This window comes from Klebsiella sp. SWET4, assembly GCF_024296565.1.
Lineage (GTDB): Bacteria > Pseudomonadota > Gammaproteobacteria > Enterobacterales > Enterobacteriaceae > Klebsiella > Klebsiella variicola.
Map to the genome: position 1 here is coordinate 1,127,256 of NZ_JANCOB010000001.1, position 22,677 is coordinate 1,149,932.

Annotated in this window: 21 protein-coding genes and 3 pseudogenes; 19 read left to right on the top strand and 5 right to left on the bottom strand. The window is 50.3% G+C overall.

Translation table 11 applies throughout. From position 1 onward, the window contains the following. The first annotated feature begins 25 nt into the window (after nt 1–25). From NKJ21_RS05850 to NKJ21_RS05875, 6 genes are all read left to right on the top strand, one after another. Complete coding sequence (locus NKJ21_RS05850) at nt 26–985, top strand: ABC transporter permease (RefSeq protein WP_110199006.1); 960 nt, start codon at nt 26–28, stop codon at nt 983–985. Next, nucleotides 982–1,932: an oligopeptide ABC transporter permease gene (opp4C, locus tag NKJ21_RS05855; RefSeq protein WP_012541495.1), complete on the top strand. Its 951-nt coding sequence runs from the start codon at nt 982–984 to the stop codon at nt 1,930–1,932. Before NKJ21_RS05850 ends, opp4C begins: the two co-directional genes overlap by 4 nt. Next, entirely contained in the window at nt 1,929–2,909 is a 981-nt protein-coding gene (locus NKJ21_RS05860) for an ABC transporter ATP-binding protein (protein ID WP_032754557.1), read from the top strand. Before opp4C ends, NKJ21_RS05860 begins: the two co-directional genes overlap by 4 nt. Next, a complete protein-coding gene (locus NKJ21_RS05865; RefSeq protein WP_032754559.1) occupies nt 2,906–3,877 on the top strand; it encodes an ABC transporter ATP-binding protein in 972 nt (323 codons plus the stop codon). Before NKJ21_RS05860 ends, NKJ21_RS05865 begins: the two co-directional genes overlap by 4 nt. 377 nt (nt 3,878–4,254) lie before the next feature. After that, the gene (locus NKJ21_RS05870) at nt 4,255–4,773 is read left to right on the top strand and encodes an anti-virulence regulator CigR family protein (protein ID WP_008804585.1); all 519 of its coding nucleotides are present in this window, start codon (nt 4,255–4,257) and stop codon (nt 4,771–4,773) included. Between the two features lie 117 nt (nt 4,774–4,890). Continuing rightward, complete coding sequence (locus NKJ21_RS05875; RefSeq protein ID WP_012968019.1) at nt 4,891–5,379, top strand: DinB family protein; 489 nt, start codon at nt 4,891–4,893, stop codon at nt 5,377–5,379. Nucleotides 5,380–5,415: 36 nt separating this feature from the next. On the opposite strand, the pseudogene NKJ21_RS05880 reads toward NKJ21_RS05875, so the two are convergent. Both NKJ21_RS05880 and NKJ21_RS05890 read right to left on the bottom strand, forming a co-directional pair. Then, nucleotides 5,416–5,671 (bottom strand): annotated as a pseudogene (locus NKJ21_RS05880) (transcriptional regulator). Between the two features lie 938 nt (nt 5,672–6,609). Continuing rightward, on the bottom strand, nt 6,610–8,142 hold the full coding sequence (locus tag NKJ21_RS05890) for an MFS transporter (protein ID WP_032754566.1): 1,533 nt from the start codon (nt 8,140–8,142) through the stop codon (nt 6,610–6,612). A gap of 116 nt (nt 8,143–8,258) precedes the next feature. Between NKJ21_RS05890 and NKJ21_RS05895 the strand changes: the two are divergent. Beyond that, a pseudogene (locus NKJ21_RS05895) lies at nt 8,259–9,195 on the top strand (LysR family transcriptional regulator). 811 nt (nt 9,196–10,006) lie between these two features. Here the strand turns inward: NKJ21_RS05895 and NKJ21_RS05900 are convergent. Continuing rightward, nucleotides 10,007–10,966: a hypothetical protein gene (locus NKJ21_RS05900; protein ID WP_117108420.1), complete on the bottom strand. Its 960-nt coding sequence runs from the start codon at nt 10,964–10,966 to the stop codon at nt 10,007–10,009. A 764-nt stretch (nt 10,967–11,730) separates the two neighbouring features. Between NKJ21_RS05900 and NKJ21_RS05905 the strand changes: the two genes are divergently transcribed. The 6 genes from NKJ21_RS05905 to NKJ21_RS05925 all read left to right on the top strand — a co-directional run bounded on the left by NKJ21_RS05905 (nt 11,731) and on the right by NKJ21_RS05925 (nt 13,968). Next, nucleotides 11,731–11,997 carry a DUF1778 domain-containing protein gene (locus NKJ21_RS05905; protein WP_003026799.1) on the top strand — a complete coding sequence of 89 codons (267 nt, stop codon included), beginning with the start codon at nt 11,731–11,733 and terminating at the stop codon, nt 11,995–11,997. After that, nucleotides 11,985–12,467, top strand: coding sequence for a GNAT family N-acetyltransferase (locus tag NKJ21_RS05910; protein WP_075253142.1), 483 nt, complete (start codon nt 11,985–11,987; stop codon nt 12,465–12,467). Before NKJ21_RS05905 ends, NKJ21_RS05910 begins: the two co-directional genes overlap by 13 nt. An 88-nt stretch (nt 12,468–12,555) precedes the next feature. Then, complete coding sequence (locus NKJ21_RS05915) at nt 12,556–12,855, top strand: S-(hydroxymethyl)glutathione dehydrogenase (protein ID WP_213935494.1); 300 nt, start codon at nt 12,556–12,558, stop codon at nt 12,853–12,855. A 16-nt stretch (nt 12,856–12,871) separates the two neighbouring features. Then, nucleotides 12,872–13,000, top strand: coding sequence for a hypothetical protein (locus tag NKJ21_RS27700; RefSeq protein WP_258219206.1), 129 nt, complete (start codon nt 12,872–12,874; stop codon nt 12,998–13,000). Continuing rightward, nucleotides 13,000–13,266 (top strand): S-(hydroxymethyl)glutathione dehydrogenase, encoded by a 267-nt coding sequence (locus NKJ21_RS05920; protein WP_239270497.1) that lies wholly within the window; start codon nt 13,000–13,002, stop codon nt 13,264–13,266. Before NKJ21_RS27700 ends, NKJ21_RS05920 begins: the two co-directional genes overlap by 1 nt. A 15-nt stretch (nt 13,267–13,281) precedes the next feature. Next, on the top strand, nt 13,282–13,968 hold the full coding sequence (locus NKJ21_RS05925) for a hypothetical protein (RefSeq protein WP_213935496.1): 687 nt from the start codon (nt 13,282–13,284) through the stop codon (nt 13,966–13,968). 292 nt (nt 13,969–14,260) lie between these two features. On the opposite strand, the gene NKJ21_RS05930 is transcribed toward NKJ21_RS05925, so the two are convergent. Then, a complete protein-coding gene (locus tag NKJ21_RS05930; protein ID WP_239270498.1) occupies nt 14,261–16,417 on the bottom strand; it encodes a hypothetical protein in 2,157 nt (718 codons plus the stop codon). A gap of 322 nt (nt 16,418–16,739) precedes the next feature. Here NKJ21_RS05930 and NKJ21_RS27830 point away from each other — a divergent pair. Continuing rightward, a pseudogene (locus tag NKJ21_RS27830) lies at nt 16,740–17,000 on the top strand (transposase); the annotation flags it as partial. 375 nt (nt 17,001–17,375) lie between these two features. Here NKJ21_RS27830 and NKJ21_RS05940 read toward each other — a convergent pair. Continuing rightward, nucleotides 17,376–18,389: an NAD(P)-dependent alcohol dehydrogenase gene (locus tag NKJ21_RS05940; protein ID WP_040968534.1), complete on the bottom strand. Its 1,014-nt coding sequence runs from the start codon at nt 18,387–18,389 to the stop codon at nt 17,376–17,378. Nucleotides 18,390–18,501: 112 nt separating this feature from the next. Between NKJ21_RS05940 and NKJ21_RS05945 the strand changes: the two genes are divergently transcribed. From NKJ21_RS05945 to NKJ21_RS05965, 5 genes are all read left to right on the top strand, one after another. Next, nucleotides 18,502–19,431, top strand: coding sequence for an AraC family transcriptional regulator (locus NKJ21_RS05945; protein ID WP_254732767.1), 930 nt, complete (start codon nt 18,502–18,504; stop codon nt 19,429–19,431). 87 nt (nt 19,432–19,518) lie between these two features. Next, nucleotides 19,519–19,818 (top strand): putative quinol monooxygenase, encoded by a 300-nt coding sequence (locus NKJ21_RS05950; protein ID WP_087653055.1) that lies wholly within the window; start codon nt 19,519–19,521, stop codon nt 19,816–19,818. Between the two features lie 657 nt (nt 19,819–20,475). Further along, complete coding sequence (locus NKJ21_RS05955; RefSeq protein ID WP_254732769.1) at nt 20,476–20,886, top strand: hypothetical protein; 411 nt, start codon at nt 20,476–20,478, stop codon at nt 20,884–20,886. Nucleotides 20,887–20,910: 24 nt separating this feature from the next. Beyond that, nucleotides 20,911–21,270 (top strand): D-Ala-D-Ala carboxypeptidase family metallohydrolase, encoded by a 360-nt coding sequence (locus tag NKJ21_RS05960; protein ID WP_087653054.1) that lies wholly within the window; start codon nt 20,911–20,913, stop codon nt 21,268–21,270. 169 nt (nt 21,271–21,439) lie between these two features. Beyond that, the gene (locus NKJ21_RS05965; RefSeq protein WP_087653053.1) at nt 21,440–22,207 is read left to right on the top strand and encodes a 3D domain-containing protein; all 768 of its coding nucleotides are present in this window, start codon (nt 21,440–21,442) and stop codon (nt 22,205–22,207) included. The last annotated feature ends 470 nt before the right edge of the window (nt 22,208–22,677 follow it).

Genomic DNA, 22,677 nt, shown 5'->3' on the forward strand with positions numbered 1-22,677 from the left:
AACCGGCGGCTGATGTGAGACCATCATGAAAAATTTCATCCTGAGGCGCTTGCTGCAAACGCTGCCGATGCTGCTGCTGGCCTCCTTCATTATTTTTATGCTGTTTGCCAAAACCCCCGGCGACTTTATCGATGGCAATGTCACCCTGACCGCCGCCCGCGCCGCAGAGCTGAAGGCGATTTACGGCCTCGACCAGCCGCTGTTCACCCGCTTCCTCCACTGGCTGGGACAGCTGCTGCGCGGTGATTTAGGCTTTTCACTGCAGTATCAGATCCCGGTCAGCCAGTTGCTCAACCAGTACATCTGGAACTCTTTTCTGCTGGCCAGCGTCGCGCTGGTCTTTTACTGGGGCATTGGCCTGGCGGTCGGCGTGGTTTCTGCCCTGCGACCCGGCTCCTGGTTTGATCATCTGGTGAGCGTCGCGGTGTTTGCCGCCATGTCGTTCCCCACCTTTTTCCTCTGCCTGCTGCTGATTAAATGGTTCGCCGTCGATCTCCACTGGCTACCGGTAGGCGGGATGACCAATACCGGCAGCGACGAGAGCGGCTGGCAGTATGTGCTGCAAGTGGCCGCCCACCTGGCGCTGCCGGTGCTGGCGCTGGTGATGCTGCAGGCGGGCAGCCTGACGCGCTATGTGCGCGCCAGTATGCTCGACGTGGTGAAAATGGATTTTATCCGTACCGCCCGCGCCAAGGGATTGCAGGAGCGCACGGTGATCCTCAAGCATGCCCTGCGCAACGCCCTGCTGCCGATTATCACCCTGCTGGGCTTCGAGCTGCCGGGGCTGTTCTCCGGGGCGATCATTACCGAAAAGGTGTTCAACTGGCCAGGGGCAGGCCACATCCATATCGACTCGCTGGCCGCCCGCGACTATCCGGTGCTGATGGGGTTTACCCTGTTTCTGGCGGTGCTGACGATCGTCGGGAATTTGCTCGCCGACGTGCTGTACGCCTGGGCCGATCCGCGTATTCGGGTGAGGTCATGATGATCCTGTCTTACTTTGCTTCCCGTCGCCGCCAGCGGCAGGCGGCTATCCCGGCGCTGGCGCATATTCCCCCCTCTCCCTGGCGCCAGGGGTGGCGACAGCTGCGCCGTAACCGGCTGGCCATGTTCTGTCTGATCCTGCTGGCGGTGATGGCGGTATGGTGCGTGCTGGGGCCCGTCTGGTCGCCATGGAGAGATGATGCCACCGATGCCCTGAGCATCAACCAGCCGCCCGGGGCGGAACACTGGCTCGGGACCGATTTTCTTGGTCGCGATGTCTACACCCGCCTGCTGCTGGCCGGGCGCATCTCGCTGATTATCGGCCTGCTGACCATGGTGATGTCGGTGTGCCTCGGCTACCTGCTCGGCGCCCTCTCGGGTTATGTCGGCGGGTTAACCGACAAACTGATCATGCGGGTGGCCGACCTGGTGATGACTATCCCCGGGTTACCGCTGTTGATCGTCGCCGGGGCGATGCTTTCTGAGCTCGATTTTTCCCCGGACTCGCGCATTTATATGGTGGTGGTGATGCTCAGCCTGCTGGAGTGGCCCCGACTGGCGCGGCTGGTGCGCGGACAATGTCTCTCCCTGCGCGAACGCGATTTTATGCTGGCCACCCAGGTGCTGGGCCTGTCGGCGCGTCGCCGGCTGTTTGGCCACCTGCTGCCGAATACCATTCCGATTCTGGTGGTGATGGCGACCATGGCCGTCGCCAACGCCATTCTCAGTGAATCCGCGCTGAGCTATCTCGGCCTCGGCGTGGTACCGCCGACGCCGTCGTGGGGCAATATGATGGATGCCGCCAATAGCCTGATCGATTTCCAGCGCCGCCCCTGGCTGTGGATGCCGCCGGGCATCGCCATCTTTATCACCGTGATCGCCATCAACGTGCTGGGCGATGGCCTGCGCGATGCCATGGATCCCAATATGAAACCGAGGCTGAAATGACCACGCCGTTAGTCGCCTTTAATCATCTCTCCGTCTCTTTCGCTGGCGAACGCACCCGCGTGCGCGCGGTGCAGGAGGTCTCTTTCACCATTCAGGCCGGTCAAACCGTTGGCGTGGTGGGCGAATCCGGCTGCGGCAAAAGCGTCACCGCCATGGCGCTGATGGGTCTCCTGCCACCGCAGGCGGCGCGCATCGACGGCGGCGAGATCCGCTTCGCGGACCGCGATCTGCTGCGGCTGAAAGCCAGACAGATGGCCGACCTGCGCGGCCACCAGCTGGCCATGATCTTTCAGGAACCGATGTCGGCCCTGAACCCGGTGTTGACCATCGGGGAGCAGCTGTGCGAACCGCTGATCCGCCACCTCGGCGCCACGCCGAAAGCCGCCTGGCAGCAGGCCATCCAGCTGTTAAGCGAGGTCGGCCTGGCGCGCGGCGACAGCCTGATGACCCGCTATCCTCACCAGCTTTCCGGCGGCATGCTGCAGCGGGTAATGATCGCCATGGCGCTGAGCTGTCAGCCCAAACTGCTGATTGCCGACGAACCCACCACCGCGCTCGATGTGACCGTGCAGGCGCAAATCCTGCGCCTGCTGCGTGACCGGGCGCGGGCCAGCCAGATGGCGATGATGCTGATTACCCACGATCTGGGGGTGATCGCGCAGATGGCCGAGCAGGTAGTGGTGATGTATGCCGGACGGATCGTGGAACAGGGCGCCACCGCAGAGGTGCTACGGCATCCGCAACATCCTTACACGCGTGGGCTGATCGCCTCCCGCCCGGTGCCGGGTGAGCGGCGTCGGCGGCTGTACTCTATTCCCGGCCAGGTGCCGGATCTGGCCGCTCTGCCGGCGGGCTGCGCCTTTGCCGGGCGCTGCGAGCGGGCGACGGCGCGCTGTCGGGAGGCGATTCCGCCGCTGCTCGGTGAGCGCCAGCGGGCCGCCTGCTTTTACAGCAAATTTGCGGAGGCGACAGCATGAGCGAACGCTATGTTATTGAAGTGGATGGATTGAAAAAATATTTTCCGCTGCGCGACGGCCTGTTTGGCCAGCAGACTGGCGAGCTTCGCGCGGTGGACGGCGTCAGCTTTAACATCCGTCCGGGCACCATTTTTGGCCTGGTGGGCGAGTCCGGCAGTGGTAAAACCACCGTCGGCCGGACCCTGCTTGGCCTGTATGAGAAGAGTGCTGGCAGCGTGAAATTTCACGGTCAGGAGCTGGCCGACCTGACCGCGCCTGCCCTGCGCGCCATCCGGCCCAGAATGCAGCTGGTGTTTCAGGACCCCTATAGCTCGCTGAACCCGCGGCTGCGTATTGGCGACGCGATTGGCGAGGCCATGCTGCAGCACAAGCTGTGCACCCGCGATGAGCTGTATGACCGGGTGATCGCCGTGATGAAGATCTGTGGCCTGGCGCCGGAACACTATGCCCGCTTCCCGCATCAGTTCTCCGGCGGCCAGCGCCAGCGGATCGGTATTGCCCGGGCGCTGATCCTCAATCCGGATTTTATCGTCGCCGATGAGCCCATCTCGGCCCTTGATGTGTCGATTCAGGCGCAGATCATCAATTTGTTTTCCGACCTGCGCGACGAGCGCGGCGTCACGTTCCTGTTTATCTCCCATGACCTCGGGGTGGTGGAACATTTATGTGATGATGTGGCGGTGATGTATCTGGGACAGCTGGTGGAAAGCGCCAGCCGCGATGCGCTGTTCAGCTGCCCCCTCCATCCCTATACCCGCGCCCTGCTGGCCGCGGTGCCAACCCTCGATCCGCACAGTGAACCGCAGGCGCTGATGCAAGGTGAGATCCCGGATCCGGCCAATCCGCCCCCCGGCTGCCGCTTTTCATCCCGCTGCCCGCAGGTCAGCGAGCGGTGCAGGAGAGAAGCTCCGGCGCTGCGCGAGGTGGCCCCGGGCCATCGGGTCGCCTGCCATGGGGTCGCGTCCTGAGCACAGTCGATGGGGTTATTTATTTCTAAACAACCGTCCGATTGTGCACGGCAGCGCCAGGATTTACTATCCGCCCCGTCTTGTGAGACGCGTTATGAATGAAGCGTAATATTTTTGTTCATTTTTGCCCGATGGCTTCGGGCATATTTTTCTCTACGCCCGGGAGCGATCCTGTCGGCAACACATTTAGCGGGGCGCGGTCGCCCGTCTGTCAAAACGCAGCAATGGAATTGCCTGTCCGCGCCCCGCTATCCCTTTCCCTTTATCTTTCCCGCCGGTGATTAAAAACCGGCAAAAAATAAGAAATGATGAGATTGCCAGGGGTATAGCTTTCTCTTATGTTTTAAGCGTGTACTCCCCATTAAGGAAACAACATCATGCTTAAGCGTCGCACTCTTAAAACAGCACTGGCGGCGGTTATTTCTCTTGCCGTCATGGCCGCGCCGGCGTATGCCAACCCGGGTAATGGCAACGGTAATGGCGGTGGTAATCACGGGAACAGTGGTAACCATGGCAATAGCGGCAATCATGGCAATAATGGCGACCATGGTAATAAAGGCCAGAATAAAGGTCAGTCTGCTGACGAGCATGGCAACCGCAAAAACTATGGTAAACCCGACCACGTCGACAGCGATATTAGCTTCTCACGGGCGCGCTCCCTTGCCGTGAACTACGGTCTGGTCGGCTATCAGGCGCTGCCTCCGGGTATCGCCAAAAATGTTGCCCGCGGCAAACCGCTCCCTCCGGGTATCGCGAAAAAGACCCTGCCGGCTTCCATGATTAACGACCTGCCCTATTATCCAGGCTATGAATGGCGCGCGGTCGGCGATGACCTGGTGCTGGTCGCCCTGAGCACTGCCATCGTGACCGCCGTGATTAACGGTGTGTTTGACTAAATCACCAGCTTATTGAAAAGCCTCGCCCCGGCGAGGCTTTTTTGTGCCTGGCGCTGGAGAATGACAACTCACTGGCATAATCGCTAAGATAATGGCTCAACCAACCCGGGACAGACTATGGACAAAGACACAGTAGTGACGCTGTTGAAATACAAGCGCTGGATTGACCTTGCCACCTTACAGGCGATCCGCGCAATTGACGGTACGGTATATGGCGAAAAACGTCACCTGACCATCAGGCTGATGAACCATATCCATGTCGTTGACATGATTTTCCGGGCGAACCTGCGCGGCAGGCCGCACGGTTACACCGCGCTGAATACCCCCGAGACGCCAACCGTTGATGCGCTGGAAACGGCCATGACCGCTTGTACGGACGAATACATTCAGTACGTCAGCGCCATGACCCCCGCCGATTTCCACGAACGTATCGCCTTCAAATTTGTCGACGGCGGTGACGGCAATATGACCGCGATGGAGATGCTGAACCACATGCTCTTTCACGGCGCCTATCACCGTGGGGCGGTGGGCTGGATGATTGGCGAATGCGGCGGTGTGCCGCCGAAAGAGGTGCTGACGGTTTTTCTGCGCGACCATCATTCCTGAGGATGCGAAACCATCAGCCGTGAATCGCGCGGAGGATCAGCAGAAGTTCTGCCTGATGACGAGTATGGGTTTTCCGGTACAGGGCGCTGAGGTGGGTTCTGATGGTGGCGATGGATACGCCCAGATGTAAGGCGCATTCATCCGGGGTCATGCCCCGCACCAGCAGCTCCGCCACCGCATTCTCGGCGGGCTTGACGTTAAACAGCTCCATCAAGGCGCTGCCGGTGAGAAACGGCTCGGGAATAATCACGCAGGCGACCCCGGCAAGACGGGCCGCCGGGATCACGAGGATCGGTTTCGGCTGACGCCCGGCGGTATAGCACAGCCCTGCCTTCGGCGGCTCTGCCGTCCGGGTGGCCTGCTCGATGGCGCGTTTCAGCTTTTTACTGTCGGTATCGAGGCACAGCGTATCGCCCCCGCTATACCAGGAGAGGCGGGCGTTGGCGCGCAGGTAGCGTTCGGCATGCGCGCTGGCGTAGAGAATTTTACCGCCATGATCCACCAGCCATACCGGGTAGATCCCGTTGTCCATCACCGCGCTCTGGTATTTTATGGTGTCCCGCAGCTGTTCAAAGCGGGCGTGAAGCTGGCAGGCGGTTTTTAACGCCGGGATCAGGCGCCTGAACAGTTCAAACTGCACCGGCTGCGGATAAGCCGCCGTATTGGCCGTCATCAGTGACAGATAGGTGGCATAGCCATTGATGGTGCACAGCTTGACGCTGGTGAGATGATTCAGGTCGTTGGGGTGATGAAATTCATTGTAATAGACGCTGCCGGCAATAAACTTATCGCCTAAATATTCCCGGTCCCGATATATTTGCCCGACCGGTAACGCGGTCAATATTTTTTCGGCGGGATCGATAGCCAGAAATACATCGCGATAGGCGGTAAAGACCTTCTCCTCGAGCAGGAGTGAATCAGTCAACAGATGGGCATTGCCTTTGTCGTAAAACAGAAATGCCGCGTACTGATGGCCGGTCAGTAACGCCAGTTTCTGCAATGCCGATTTCCACAAATCGGGATCCAGGGTGGCCGTCAGCACCGTTTCCAGGATCTCGATGTAAATCAGTTCCGGATCAATCGCCATACCGCCACCTGTGAGTCACTGTTTCCGCGGCCGGGGCGGCGCATGTGGCCGCTCTAATCAGCATAGTTCCGCCAGTGAAACAATGACAGTTCAGGTTCGCTGAGCAGCCCGGGAAGCGTGACGCCACCGCGCTATCAAGGGGTTCAGGATCCACTGTCGCGGGTTTGGATAGCGCCCGCCTTCCGGCATAGCGTCCGCCAGACCATCAGGGCGCACACCAGGGTGACGACCGCCAGCCCGCTAAACAGTAGCGTATAAGCAGAGTCATAGCTCTCGCGCAGCGCCCGGAGGGAAAAGTCAGGCAAAAGCGCAGCCGCCTGCGGCATATTGCCAGCCCCCAGCCAGCCTGCGGCGCGGTCAATCACCTCGGGGGCATACCCGTGAACGCGACTCTGCAGCGTCAGGGTATTGCTTGCCGTTAATATCGCTGAAACGACCGCCAGGGCGATCCCCTCGCCGGCAACGCGAACGGTATTGAACAGGCCTGCCGCCATACCGGCTTTCGCCATCGGCACAGCGGAAATCGCCAGGCCGTCCATCAGCCCCCAGGGAAACGCCGCCCCAGCTCCACAGAGGATCAGCGCCAGCACCAGCTGCGGGAGATGGTGGCTGTGAAAAGCGTTCCCCAGCAACAGCAACCCGACGGAGGCCATCATCAGTCCCGCCGTGGACACGTGCCCCGGTGAAAACCAGCGGGTGAGCAGGGCCGCAACGGATGGGAAAACCAGCATCGGCGTGGTCAGCGCCATCAGATACAGTGCGCTCTGCGGCTCACTCATCCCCTCTCCGCCCATAAAATGCAGGGGAACAATAATCAGCAGGACAACGTAGCAACAGCAGGTGGCGACAGGCAGCAACAGTACGCCGACAAAACGCGGATGACGCAGCAGGGAGATGTCCAGCACCGGGTTGTTCACCCTCCGGCAGCGCACGACAAACGCCACGAACAGCCCCCCCGACGCGATGAGCAAGGCCAGCGTGGTCAGGGATAAAAAACCGCGGGCCGGAATGACCATGAGCGATGCAGTAAACAGCATCAGGGCCAGCGTAAACAGGAGTAAGCCGAGGTTGTCGGGTGTCCGCGGCTCGCTTTTTTCTGCCGCGGGCAGATACGCCAGTCCGATAAGCAGAACTATCGCCGAGAGCAGCGCAAACAGGGCGTATACGCCGCGCCAACCCACCGCGTCGGTCATGAAGCCGATCAGCAGCGGGCCAAACGCCAGGCCGGCGCCGAACACCGTGCCCAGGATGCTGAATGCCCGCGTCCGCTGAGCGCCATCATACAGCTGGGCCAGCGCCGCACTGCCGCTGGCTAAAATCATCGCCGCGGCCAGGCCCTGCAGAGCCCTCAAAACGCCTGACAGCAAGAGATTGTGCGTCAGGCAAAACAGCAGGCTGCTCAGGCAAAACAGCGCGGCGCCGGCGATAAAAATACGTTTTCTGTCGATGGCATCCGCCGTCACCCCTGCGGCCAGCAAAAAGCTGCCGAAGGTCAACATAAAGCCATTGGTCAGCCACGACAGCGCAGCGGGAGAGCCGCCCAGCGACTGCTGTATCGCGGGGGTGGTCATGACGCCGCCGGTAAAACTTAACGGCAGCAGCAAGGCCGCCATAAAGACAGAAAGCGCGGCCAGGGCGCTGGCGTATCGGGAAGGTGTTCTGGCGGTGAGTAACATCGGGCGGCCCTCATCAGTCGGCAAGGAATGAATAAACTGTCGCCATCCTATTGCGGATGTTAATGCCGATAAATAGACTGAAAATATCTTCTTAAGAGACATAAGGTTTATAATCGATGGACAGCCTCACCTCGCTGACGTCCTTTGTCCGCACCGCCGAAACGCTAAGCTTTGTTCAGGCCGCCAGGCTGCTGGGCATATCTGCCTCGGCGGTGGGTAAGAATGTCGCCCGGCTTGAGCATAAACTGGGGGTCCGGCTGTTCAACCGCAGCACCAGAAACGTCAGCCTGACGGCGGAGGGGGCCGCATTTCTGACGCGCTGCCAGAGTATCCTGGAGCAGATCCAGGAGGCCGAGTCAGAGCTGACCAGCAGTCTCTCACAGCCCACCGGCAAACTGAGGATTTCACTGCCCGTCATTGGCTACCGCCTGTTGCTCCCCGCCCTCACCGCTTTTACCCGTCTTTATCCGCAGGTTGAACTGGATCTCGACTTTAGTGACCGGCTGGTCAATCTGATCGATGAGGGATTCGATGTCGCTATCCGCAGCGGTGAATTAGCGGACTCCCGGTTGATCGCCAGAAAGCTGGGAGGCTTTCGTTTTGTGCTCTGTGCCAGCCCGGCCTATCTGGCGGAATACGGCGTCCCCGGCTCGCCAGCGGAATTGGCGGCGCACAAGTGCATTTTTTTCCGCTTCCCCTCGACGGGGCTGATCCAGCCCTGGGAACTGCGCGATATGCGGCTGACGGGAGATTTCAGGGCCGCTGCCGTTATGACGGTCAATAACATTGAGGCCGCCATTCGCTTAAGCGCGGCGGGGATGGGGATCGCTTATGTGCCTGATTTTGTCGTGCACGAGGCCATCAATGAGGGACAACTGCAGGAGGTGTTGCCCGGCTGTTGCGTCAAGGATGGGCATTTCTCGGTCCTGTGGCCCGCCAGCCGCTACCTGTCACCGAGAATACGCTGTTTTATCGATTTTATGGCTGCGGCAGAGATCCCCTTGTCACCCGCATCGGCAACCCCTATCCCTTGTGTCTAACAATTTGTGGTGATTAGCTACCCCCACTGAAGCAGAGTGTGCCGCCCCCTTCCCCTAAGGTCAGAAAAGTCTGCACCGATGAATCTTGATTTGCAGCACATGGCTCTCCGCTTCACCTTTCACACCAGCTCATCTGGGTGAACGGTTACCTGAGTTGAAGGTCCGCTGCGAGCGAGGAGCGGACTCTGAGGGGGACACCGAATTAATACTCAATGAAGACAAATAATTTCACTGCGTCAATCAAGCGAAATTGAATTACGGAACAATGTGCCATTTCAATTGTTACATCAGTATTACCGACATGTCGGAAAATCCTAACTCCAGGATGGATGCTCCTAACTTTGTGAAGATTACCGAACCGTTCATTGTTCTGTTCGAATCTAATGACAAAGCTATGACGGGATGCCCACTAAACAATATAACACTTCATAACGACTGATTTTCGTTTAAGCTGAAATCACCATAGGTCACAGCCAAAACAGAAAAAAAACAACAGTAATGTATTTTCCTTCAAACACTTGTCCAGGAGTAGCAATTCGCCGACTACCAAACCTTAACTCATTGTATAAAGGAGCCTCAAAATCTTTCTCTTCAAATTCTGTTTTCATAGATATCTATAGGTTCATTATGCTAGATTCATCCTTCCTCATTATCTGTCACTTTATCCGCAACTCAGACACCAAGGACTTGAAGTTGAATTTGCTATATTTCTAATTATATGAAGATCCATAACCAGAATATACATATACCATAAGTAAAAATTGAATACACTTCAACTCAGCGAAGTTAGAACCGTATATTCCCCATACCAACTTCGCAATGCGCTACCAATTGATAAAATCAGTGATGTTATTCAACCTTGTTACAGTAACTGCCCGTCCCAACAAACTTTTCCAGTGTGTTTCACGGGCATTTTGTTCACCTGCGCCGCTCCACTCAATTATTCTTAAAGGCTTAGAGGTTAGATAAGGCCGAATAAGCATGTTTAGGTGAATGTCGAGACCAGAATAACCAAATAGTATTATTTCTTCTGATTCAAATAATGCAAACTGCAAATAGTCCCAGTACGTTGAAAGAACATTAGATGCTGCTATAACTGACGGTTTTCTTTTTATATGAGTTAATACAATATGTTCGCTAGGCTCATCTCTGTCAACCGTAAGTTGAGAGCGTGATAGTTTTAAAACATTTTCACCCTGATTAATAAATAGTGGTGAGCCATGCAAATGCAAATAATAACCAAACCTACGATCGTATTTCCGTTCGAGCGCTGCAGAGGAAAATCCGTGACCTAACATCCCATCAACTAAATACCCATCATACCCGCTGAATATATCATTATCTATGAACGAGTTGTATAATAATTTGTCATAGTTTAATGTCGCAACATGAGTACGTGTAGTTTTTACAAATTCCACAAGCGCATCTTCGAATATTTTCGGCAAACCTTCATCGTAATTATGCAACCTGGTTGCAACTTTGTGGATATAAGTGGCGGTGATTTCGGGAAAACTAAGGCCATCTTCAGTAAGCCAATGCACGTTTCCTTCTCCAATTCGAGCGAGAGCTTTACAATATGTGATAGCTTGGTGAAGGGTATCCAACTCATGTTCCCCTGCTGGTGGACCTTGCCGCTGAAGACAACGCTCAATAAGTTGCTTGTGGATATCGGTTAAAAAATTGGGACGATACCAAATATCTGCCAACGCCCTGTCTAAGGAGAAGTGAGCAGGATCTAAAGCCATACCGAGACCGTTACCAAATATTATTAATTTTCGTGCCATATAAGGGGACTCATGTTGGAATAACCTTGGATAGCGTAACGCGATACGCTGCAGTTTGTGGGCAGTATACATTCCGTTTGAATACACTCGATATTACAGACTTGCATGCAAAGAAATCCAAGCTGTTAGGTAAACAGAGGCCGCAGTGTATAGCCTATAAGGCCAACAAATAGCGGCATGTATTCTGTGACTCCAACTTTACCAAAATAGCGCTTAACTAGTAATAGTTCAATGACGCATGGCACAATATTTCATGTGGATTGATATCGATAAGTATTTGTCTCGATTGATTAACAAATCTTGAGCCTCAAAATGTCCGCTTCTGGCACAAAGCAGACGTCAAAATCTACAACATCGGGAAGCTTCTGGATGCCGCGTAAGTGGCATGGAGGCGCCAGATGATGCTGCATGTGTCTGAGGAGTCAAATGGCGCCGAAAGCCCGGCGTTGCCTGTTACTGGTTCATAAATTCTGCCTGTCTACCTCCTGTCCTGGTACGATGTCCAGGCTGCCGGCCCTCAAGCCAGCGGGTCTGTACTTCATGAGTTGTTCTGTTCATAACCTTTGTCCTTAACTCGTTAGTGGGTGACATCCCTGACTTTGCTGTCACGACACGACAAGCATATCAATTCATGATAAATGAATAATATAATCAATTTATTTTAAACATAAAATGAATTGTCGGCACTTTAATGTGTATATCATTTGCTATACATTCATGTTGTGTTATTCTTGTGTATCAATTGCTATACAAGAGAGGTGTGTATGAAATCAGATGTTCAACTCAACCTAAGAGCTAAAGAGTCTCAGAGGGCACTCATCGATGCCGCTGCAGAAATCCTTCATAAATCGCGAACCGACTTCATTCTTGAGATGGCCTGCAAGGCTGCGGAGAACGTGATCCTTGATCGTCGTGTTTTCAATTTTAACGACGAACAGTATGCAGAGTTCATTGATATGCTCGATGCACCAGTCGAGGATGAGCCTGCCATTAATAAACTACTGGCAAGGAAACCTCAGTGGGATGTATAACTGCGCCCGAGCCGTTATCCAGCGCCCATCAACTGGCAGAGTTCGTCAGTGGGGAAACGGTACTCGATGAATGGTTAAAACAAAGAGGTTTAAAAAATCAAGCTCTTGGCGCTGCACGAACGTTCGTTGTTTGCAAGACGGGTACGAAACAAGTAGCTGGTTTTTACTCTCTGGCCACCGGTAGCGTTAACCATACGGAAGCGACAGGTAGTCTTCGGCGTAACATGCCAGATCCTATACCGGTGATTATACTCGCTCGCCTGGCGGTAGATGTTTCATTGCACGGAAAAGGGGTTGGCGCCGATTTACTTCACGATGCGGTTCTACGCTGTTATCGCGTAGCTGAGAATATTGGCGTTCGTGCGATAATGGTTCACGCGCTTACTGAAGAAGCCAAAGGTTTCTATGCTCACCATGGATTTAAGGCATCGCAAACTCATGAGCGGACTCTGTTCCTTAAGCTTCCATGACTGGTTACTGGAGTGGATTAGAAACAGTACAAAAGTCATCGAATGAGCAAAGCGGTCAACAAAAAAGCAGCAATAAAGGTGATAATAAGTGAATAAAGAAAATCTGCTTTACCTAAAAAACAGTCTCGAAATAATAATGGGAATAAGTAGCTGGCAGCCTACTTACCTACAGCTTGAACAAATACAAATAGAACTCATCGCATCATCCGAAACGTTGGATGCAAGAAACATATCAAAAATCGTACACAGAATTTATGATAAGCCAATAGAATTAATCATCCTTAAAGGCCTAAATACAGCCGCAGCAATGCTGGCTCTTCTAAAAATACAAGAACTCGAAAATGAGTTAAAGAAAATAAAAAACCAAAATGATAAAAAAACAAAATAACCAATCTGGAAAAGATATGAATCCGCGTATTCATAAAGAGGTATCTCTAAATGATGGACTAGATACTTCAAAAGCCAAGCGATTATTAGAAGAAGCACTAAAAAAACCAACAGTTATAGATAATAAAAAACAGGACAACAAATAATGCATATATCATTCAATTTATTCCTTTTCAAGAAGGCGATTGAAGAAGAGCTTAACATCGTTGAGTGGAACCCAAATACAGAGCAACTTGGGGAAATGAGGAACGAAATTTTAAAACTGAATGGAGATGAAGATATTTTTGTAGTAAAGAAAATCGTTTTCAGTATATATAAAGAACCAATAAAACAAATGATTTTCAATGGGTTGGATACATCCAAGGCTAGCTCACTTCTTGCAAAGATAAATGCTCTTCCAAACCAAAAATAAAAGAGAAAAACATGAATGCATGAGATCATTGAAGGTCAGAAAAAGGAAATTAATGAGCTATATAGTAACTACACTACTATGCTCATCTCCTTCTTAAATGAAGAATGTCTCTTTGATGATGTTCACTCTGCCGGAGAGTCATTTTTTAGTTATCTTGAACAATGCACAGCACAAAATAATTCAACAGAAAACCTCAAGGAATCCACATGGAATCAATGGCTTGCGGAAACATGCATTGATGTTCTTGAGTTAATATCCCAGCATTATAAGACCTATAGAACGCAAAAGAATGATAACACGTTATCACCGAGTTCAACGGCTTTTGCGGCGATGCAACGACTGGTCAAACGTTATGATCCTGAAAAAGCAAAACTTATTCGAGAGCAATTTAAAAAAATGAATCTGCCAGTCTATGGATTCGATAAAAAAGGAAAAAGTCATATGACAAAAACACATGAAAGATGGGCTGCATTTTGTTTTGGGATATTTTTCATTGTATTTTTACTAGTTGTAGCAATATTTATCCCAACCCCTTCGCAATTTCAATATACCCTTTTCAGAATTGTACTATCGCTGGCTGCCGCAGGGTTCACAACTTTTGTCCCTGGTTTTATTGAAGTTAAGTTTTCAACCTGGTTAAGAGCCGGTGGCGCCCTTGCAATATTTGCTGTTGTGTATTGGATAGCTCCAGCTGCGTTATAAAATATGGTTCGCATAATGACGTTATACTAAAGAGGCCACTGCGGGAGAAATTTTCGCAGTGGCCTTTTCTACATATGGATATTTCTAACAAGCCAGTAATTAGACATTTTCACTGAGCTTTGACAGATTGGTTAGGTGAAACTGATAAGTTCCGAACTAATTATTTAATCTTGCCGCAAGATTGCAGCAAGGTAGTTGGATTGCAATTCCGATGTCAGTCTGGCACTTACAGGTCCAGAAATGTGCTTGTGAAAGTAGACTCAGCCAGAAACGAGTTTGAAACAGTAATTCATCACTTATTGTCCTGATAACAATAGCTAACAAAACTGGGGTTGTTGTCAGTTTTATAATATTGCAGATAACCATCCCTGGAATTGAAAAGGACCTGGAACGACATTGAGGGAAAACCATTAAAGACCATTGTCAGAGCAAGCATATGGGCACTAGTACCCTTCGGCTTATCTGTTAGTATTTCGCGCTCGGAGGCTATTAATTGACTCATTCGCCAACGCTGTGCCAGATCGGACTTCAGCGCGCTGATTGTTTCCGGAGCATCCCTCCCCTCAGTCGTACCGTACAGGATGTTATTGATACGATTTCGCAATTCTTCAGCTTCGGGAGAGTTGAGTTGACTATTAAGACTCAATGCACAATGTAGTTTGGTTGTATTTTTAAAATGTACTGATGTGTCCGTTATGATGGTGGATAGGGTGAAATCTATTTTGAGTACGTCATCGATAGCCTGCTCCATAGTTTGAACGTGTTGCCAGCGGTCATTTTCTACCTGTGTGATGACAATGAGCGGATTAGATAGTTTGCTTAACCGTACAATCAGCGGTGTAAGCAGTGTTGTCTCAGGCATCATCGTTACAGGCAGAGGTGCTGGATCTTGTTTCTGGACAGATGAGTTCATTTGCCAGAGCTTGAGTACAGGCGCGTTTTTCGCTGGCTTGCCATTCTCTATCCGATTAAGATCGGACTCGGACCACGCCATGCTAATCAGTTCGCTGTGACCTGTGCTATCAGTACGTATCAGAGAGAGAGGTTCATCTGTCTCTTTAACATTCAGTTTAAAACGTTGCACATCATCGGCATGATTGTTTCCCAGTCGCTGACGAGCAACAGTAATATAATCCGAATAGTTCTTACCGCTATCATCATCGCCGAAGGTATTATTATTGGTCAACGGAGTCCCTCGAGCAAAAACCCATGCCCAGCTGGCCTCTCCTGCAGCATTTTTTTCCAGAAGCATATCGTGAGACAGGAAACGGTATGGATTACGGACCACCACGCCAGCGCCATTGATAGGATAGTCCGTCATCAAATCTTTTTCTCGCTCTTTAGGCTTCAGCATCTCTTCCTGAACAATCTTGACCGTCCTTATTTCCCTGGTATCGCCTGTTGTTCCTCGATGGGTCAGGGAGACGATTGTCGGTTTCCCATCTATGACTGCAAATTTTTTTAAAGAAGCATCCGTCACTGACGTACAAATATAACCAGAAGGACAGAAAGAAAGCGTTAAATTCGGATGAGTTGTGCTCGATATCCAGTTAAAGCGAATAAGACCGATGTCTGTACTGGAGGCTCTATTACGTGAGAGTGATACCAAAGAACCAGGGGTTGTTGGCGTCAGGCTTTCGCTGTCAGGCATACTGGTTAATATCGGTGGTGTGGCAGGCCAGGCATCCGGGACTGGAGTAAAAACTTGTTCGTTCGGTCCGTTTTGTCCCAACTTTCTCATCTTAACCTGGTTACGTTTGAAATAAAAAGTACGTACACCATAATCGGCATTTGGATCAGTGGCCTGATTTTCTGGAGTTGCCCGCCCAACGACATAATCGTCAGCTCTGACAGGCATAGGATCGTATTCAAAATATGTGGAGCGGGTACGGTCTTGAAACGAATTTGCACCCCCTAATGATACCCCCAGTAGTACCGTTTTGGCCTCCTTCTCGCAGGATTGATACATCGTCCTCACATCAGTCAGTGTATTCGCTTTTTGCCTCTGAAATTGCCGACATAGGCGAAACGCTGACTGTTGCAGCTGGAGGTCACAATCCGCTTGAGTATACCTGTAGGTGGCATAACCATGACGATAGCAAAGATCGTGCATAACACAAGCCTGACGAAAACGTAGTGAAATGTCGGAGCCACCAACGCTATGTTTAAAAGCCAGCCTGTCGGCAAATACGGGGATAGAACAGTTCAACCCTGTAGCCTGACCGCCGAGAATTGCTTCTGTTGCAGCAGAGGAAGGATATGAAGTGAACGTAACTGGAGCCTCAATCTCTTCTGGTTGAGCCAGTGCCGGATACACGCTTTCAGCTACTTTTCCGACGATGGGATGGCATCCACTCAATAAAACAAGCAAACCCAACGCAGCACAAAATAAAAATGCTATTCCTTGCCATTTAAAACACTTCGCGGACCGACTCAGTTCTCGAGGCATAGCTTTTCCTCTCTACCGATTGCTGACCCAAAAACACAGATAAAACGAAACGGCGGTACTGAGTTTATCGTAGCTGAAGTTATGAAAACTGATAACAGTGTTATCTAACGGTTTGTGGTGATTAGCTACCACCACTGAAGCAGAGTGAGCCGCCCCTTTCCCTTTAGGTCAGAAAAGCCAGCAACGCTGAACCTTGTTTAGCAGCACATGGCCCTCCGCTTCACCTTGCACGCCAGCACATCAGGTTGAACGGTTACCGGGAGCTCGACTCCGTATGTACAAGGCGAACAGGCTTGACGGTTTATGTGAGAGGAGTTTAACCATGTTTCCAGTCGGCATTGACGTAAGTAAAAACACCCTGGATCTTTGCATGCTTTATGAAGGTATCAAAGGACGCACAAAAACCCGTAACATCCAAAATAACAGACATTCAGTTGAAAATATTCTTCGCTGGCTCAGGCTCCAGCACTGCGGTCCGGAAGATGTTCATGTTGTGATGGAAGCAACCGGTGTTTATCACGAACGGCTGGCTACTAAGTTACATGATGCCGGTTTCCGGGTTTCTCTGGCCAACTCTCATCGCTGGGAACCGTCAGCCCCCGAAAATTTACGATGAGATGTGCCTGCGGGGTAAACCTAAAATGGCGGCCATTTGCGCGCTGATTCGGAAACTTGTGCACTGGTGTTATGGCGTCCTGAAGACCGGAACCGTTTTTAATGACGAAGGCCTGAAACAAGTACTATCAACCTGACTGTACCAGGCTGGCATTAAACTCAATGTAACGCTCACAGCAGTAAGTGAGTATAGTTCCGCTATGAGTGAAAAACGGAAGTTCGTAAAACGCAGACAATATCGAGGTGAGGCGTTTAACTGCAGGAAATCATCATCGACGAACAAACCTGTCTGCTCTTATGGCATAAGCCCCGGCCTTTAGTGGGCACCAGGGCTCTTTCTGCTTCAATTCATCGTGATGACCACTTTGCCAGTATGTTGCTGGCTTTCAAAATATCGCCATGCTTCAACAGCATGTTCAAACTCGAATACCCTGTCTATAATCGGCTGAAGCTGACTTTTTACCAGCGCCCGATTCATAGCGATAAAATCCTCGCGGCTGCCAACACTGAAAGGTCTTACAGTTGCGCCACTTTTGAACAAAGTCATAAAATCGACTGATGCACTTCCCTGTGCAACAAAGCCCAGCAGAGCAATTTCCCCTCCCGGCGCTGCGGAGAGTAAAGACTGATTTAAGGTTCCCGGCCCGCCAATTTCCACAATACGGTCAACCCCCCTGCCTTGTGTCAGTTCCCGGACTTTTACTGACCATTCAGGATAATGTTGGTAATTGATGACATGATCGGCACCAAGCGCCGACAATAGCTGTGCTTTTACATCATTTGACGTTAACGCAATAACGCGTGCCCCCATGATTTTGGCGAGCTGCACCGCAAACAGTGAGACTCCACCGGTGCCCTGGGTAAGCACAGTCTCTCCCGGTAATACAGACCGCGACTGTTGAAGGCTGTTCCATGCTGTAACTGCTGCGCAAGGGAGAGTGGCAGCCTGTTCCCAGCTCAGGTAATCAGGTACTGAAACCAGAGACTCTTCATCAACCACCTTGTATGAGGTTAACCATCCATCGGCCTGAGTGCCATAAGTTCCTCTCCCTGCAGCGGCATCCCGTGCTCCACCAAACCAGTGAGGAAAGAAGGTTCCCACAACCCGATCCCCCTTTTTAAACAGGCTCACAGAATCGCCTGTAGCCACGACCTCACCAGCCCCGTCCGATAAAGGGATCAGCCCGGCTTTAGGGGTTAATGTGCCTGTTCCGTACAGAATGGCCAGATCACGATAATTAAGACTACAGGCGCGGACCTTTATCAGAACCTGATTACGCCCGGGGACTGGCCGCTGTTCCTCAATTAACTTCAGTCCTTGTAAACTTCCGAAACTCTCAAGTCGATAGCTATGCATATTGCTCTCTTTGGTTTTGTTGAGTACGTCGCTACCTTAAAATTTTTTTACTGGATGTAGAATGACTGAAAAGACATTATTACTGACTAACCGTCCATGAAAGAGGGAAAAAATGGATCCTCTCGATGATGTATTTGCTGCTATGCGTCTCAAAAGCGCACTTTATTCACGCCTTTTACCGCATGCCCCGTGGGGGATAAGCTTTGTAAGAAGTGCTTCAATTCGCTTTGGATTCATGGTTTCTGGACATGGAATTCTTATAGTGGAAGGCGTTGAAAACCCCATTGAACTGCGGCAAGGAGATGGGTTCCTGGTGAAGCCTGAGACCCTTTTTTCTCTGGTAGATATCCCTTCTACTCCAACACAATGGTGCGAAGATATCTTTGCTGAATGTTCAGGTAATAGTCTCAGTTTTGGAGGTGATGGCGAAGTGGCCAATATTCTCTGTGGCTATTTCTCCTTCGATACTACGGGAGCAGAACCGTTGCTTTCACTGCTGCCCTCAGTCGTGGTCATCCCCTCTGACGCTGCCCGTTCACCACTTTTGGAAGCGACGTTAAAACTACTGGCTATCGAAAGTACCGAACAGCACATGGGGTCGCGTATAGTCGTGAGCCGGCTTGCAGACGTATTTTTTGTACAGGCTATCAGAGCACATTATTTACGCGAGCAAACACATAAAAGCTGGATAGCCGCCCTTGCCGATCCCCGTCTTAGCCGTGTGGTGAAACAAATACACAGAGATATCGGGAGACCATGGAGCCTCAAACTGCTCGCTGCAGAAGCAGGGATGTCGCGCTCCGCGTTTGCAGTTCATTTTAAGGACATAACAGGAATCACTCCCGGGGATTATCTCACTCACTGGAGAATGTACCGTGCTCGTTGTTTACTGAGACATCCACAATTGACCCTGGCTAAGATTGCAGAGATGGTGGGCTACGATTCAGGAATTACTCTGGGCCGCGCATTCAAGCGTTTCACAGGAGTGACAGCGGGGGAATATCGTAAACGGTCCGGACAGGGATCTGACAGTCAGCTTTGAGCGAGGAGCGGACCTTTTGTTTGAAATAGCTATTCAGACTGGCACTATCTCTCAAAAGCCCTAGCCATTTTTAATGAAGGAGTTCACATGCTAAAGGTCATCGCCGAAGATTTTATCAAAACCGAGTGCGTCGACACGGTTCTCCCTTTATACCGCGAGCTCATCGCGGCAACGAAGCGAGAGCCTCTGTGTATTGCTTATGATTTGTACCGTGATGAAAAGGATCCGGGGCATTTTATTTTCATTGAAGAGTGGACTGACCATACGGCACTTGATGCGCACTGCGCCAGCGAGCATTTCACTCGGCTAGCACCTTTGATTGACCAATATGCGCGTAAAGCTGCGCAGTACATCCTAATGAATAGTTTGGTGGATCCTGAGAGATAAAGCCCGTTTCTGACGCAGAAAGGACAAACTAGAAGAGCTTAAGGTCCGCTGTGGGGGAGAAGAGGAAGTAGAAGCAGGCCCGAAATACAGGCTTTTCAGTAAAGCTCGTCAACACCTGCGGTAACTGCAAATCTGGCCGCTAAAGATAGGCGCAGCGTCAGGCTGATACCGATTTGCAGCAAATCATCTGTCTTCAAACCAGACAATAAACCTGGAGCCACCTGAATTCGGGTCACTATTGATGGTGTTCAGTATGCGTCTGCGCGCGATTCTTCAGGCAAGCTGGTCATTGCTCTTTCCACCCATAACAAGGCAAAAGTATCAAAATTCATGCTTAGCATCACCTGAAACACTTGCTAGATGATTCAGGCTGTTGTTTTATGCTGTTTTGGGTTTTAAATCATCATGTGTTTAACTGATGTGATGCGTTTTTTTCGAGTTTTATCGTTATTTTGTTTATTTAAAATAATTCCTCTTGGTGTTGCCTACACTAGGAAAAGGGTAGTTGGGGATAATTTTAATGAATAAACAATCATATTTTTTGCTAATTCTTGCATCCTCTATTTCTGGGTGTTATACAAAAAATCCTGTTGGACCAATTACGCCAGCTCAGCTAAACAATTATCCAACTTTAGTTTCAGCGCAAAAAAACCTTTAATGGCTGCGCGAAGAGATTTGATTGAGGCAAGTAATAGATGTAGGGATATCCACAATAATTTTGAAATGAGTTCTAAGCAAGCTGAAGCAACAAAACTGGCTCTTGGTACTGTAGGGGGCGTTTCAGGCATTACAGGCTCGGCTCTGATAGCGGCAGGTACCGGTGGTGTGGTTGGGGGGATTGCTGCAGGTTTGGCCGGGGTAATTAGTTTGACTCTGGGTAACACTGAAAAAGGCCCGCTTTCAACTTCTTATTACACAAAGCAAAAAGAAGGGATAGAAACACTAATTAAGAATACAGCGAATGATGCAAAAGATGAAACTGATCCAGAAAAAATTTATGCAATAGCATCTAGTCTGGCAATGTCCTGCTTAGCTGATGATCTGGATGCAAATGCTCCGCAAAAATAATAGCACTTAGCCTGGTGGTGACATATGGGTGACTTATCTCAAAACTTTGATAGAAGTGAGTTTGCTTGTAAGGATAATTGTGGCTTCGATAACATATCTCCCAAATTGATATCTCTGCTTGAAGAAATTAGAGCAATGTATAATTCACCAGTTATTATTTACTCGGGTTGTAGATGTGAAAAATATAATAAACTGGTTGGAGGGGTGTCGAATTCACAACATTTATATGGTAACGCTGCTGACATCTACATAGTCGGTGTTCATCCGCATGATTTGGCTGATCATCTTTCTAGTTATTACCCTGACAAATATGGGGTGGGAAAATATGCGAATTTTACGCATATAGATGTAAGGGATAACGGCCCAGCTCGATGGGGATTTTAGAATCTAAATTTATGAATCCTCGCGGTGCGGTTTTATTTTGATGTATTTAAAGGTAGGTGGGTCTGTTTGAAAAACGTAAAAGGTCTTACACTAAGCCTGTTTTTTAAGCAGCATCAAGATAGAACAAGCTTATAATTTAAATTTTTGATAAAAAAATAGTGAGGCAGCTATGCAGCGCATACTATGGTTTTTGGTATCTATATATATTTATTTCCCCCTCTTAAGTTTGGGTGCAGAACAAGCCCTGGAAGATCAAGCCGGCTTCAACATCCCACCTCCGGTTAAGTCGATTGCACGATATCAACTATATGCTACGAACTATTATGTGTATCCGGCAAAATCCACTAAGGATGGTGTTCGAATCAGAAGTATTAAAGGGGATGTATTATCAGACCCAATTTCTTCCCTGGACTATTGTTTTGGCGGTGTTGAAGGCTCCATTCTCACTACATTAAATGGGAAGGCTGAAACTTTAAATTTCCATAAAGTAAGTAATATTCAACATACAGACTGTAAGGTCGCTTTGAAAGGAAAAGAGGGCAAGTTGTCGCCGGAGGCTGTACGAGCCGCTGGATATATGGTTTATTATCCTGCTAAAAATACTTACGGTGATGATGTTAAATCAAGAGCACTAGTTCCATATAGAACAATTGCAGTAGATCCAAGTATTATTCCTATGGGGAGTATAATTTATATCCCTGCGGCTAGAAAACAATCTATTACACTACCGAACGGAAAAAATGTCTTCCACGATGGCTATTTCATTGCTTATGATAATGGTGGAACTAAAGGTGTATCGGGAAACCATATTGACATTTTTTGTGGATTAAAAAAACACTGCCTCACGAATATTGCGGATACTGGAAAGACATTTGAAGCTATGACGGTAGAACTATTAGATAAAGATAAGAAAATGTTAACCACATGGACTTATTAGCCTCATACATGAAGGATGTAGGTATTGACTCCAATTTATTGATAATGGCGTATAGTCAGACAGTGCCCAATTGACCTGCTCCCATTAAACTAACATAGCACGATGTAAGCAACTTCCGCTCTTTGCACAGAGCAGACGTTAACACCTACAGCATCGGGAAGCTTCTGAATGCCGCGTCAGCGGCATGGAGGCGCCAGATAAGGTTACATGTGTCTGTGGAGTCAAATGGCGCCGAAAGCCCGGCGTAGCCGGTTACCAGCCTATAAATTCTGCCTCCGCCCTGCCCTGGTTAGCCTGAACCCACTAACAGCAATAAAGAAGTTAAGGTAATCCCTTTAACCCCGGAGCGCTGGCTTCACGGCGTTCACGACGTAAAGGGCGTGATTTCCAGGTCCTTAGTCGAGGTAGCTTGCTGCTGACGCTTAGGGGGATGTTCTTCAGTTATTTCAACGACACCAGGGAACTTAACA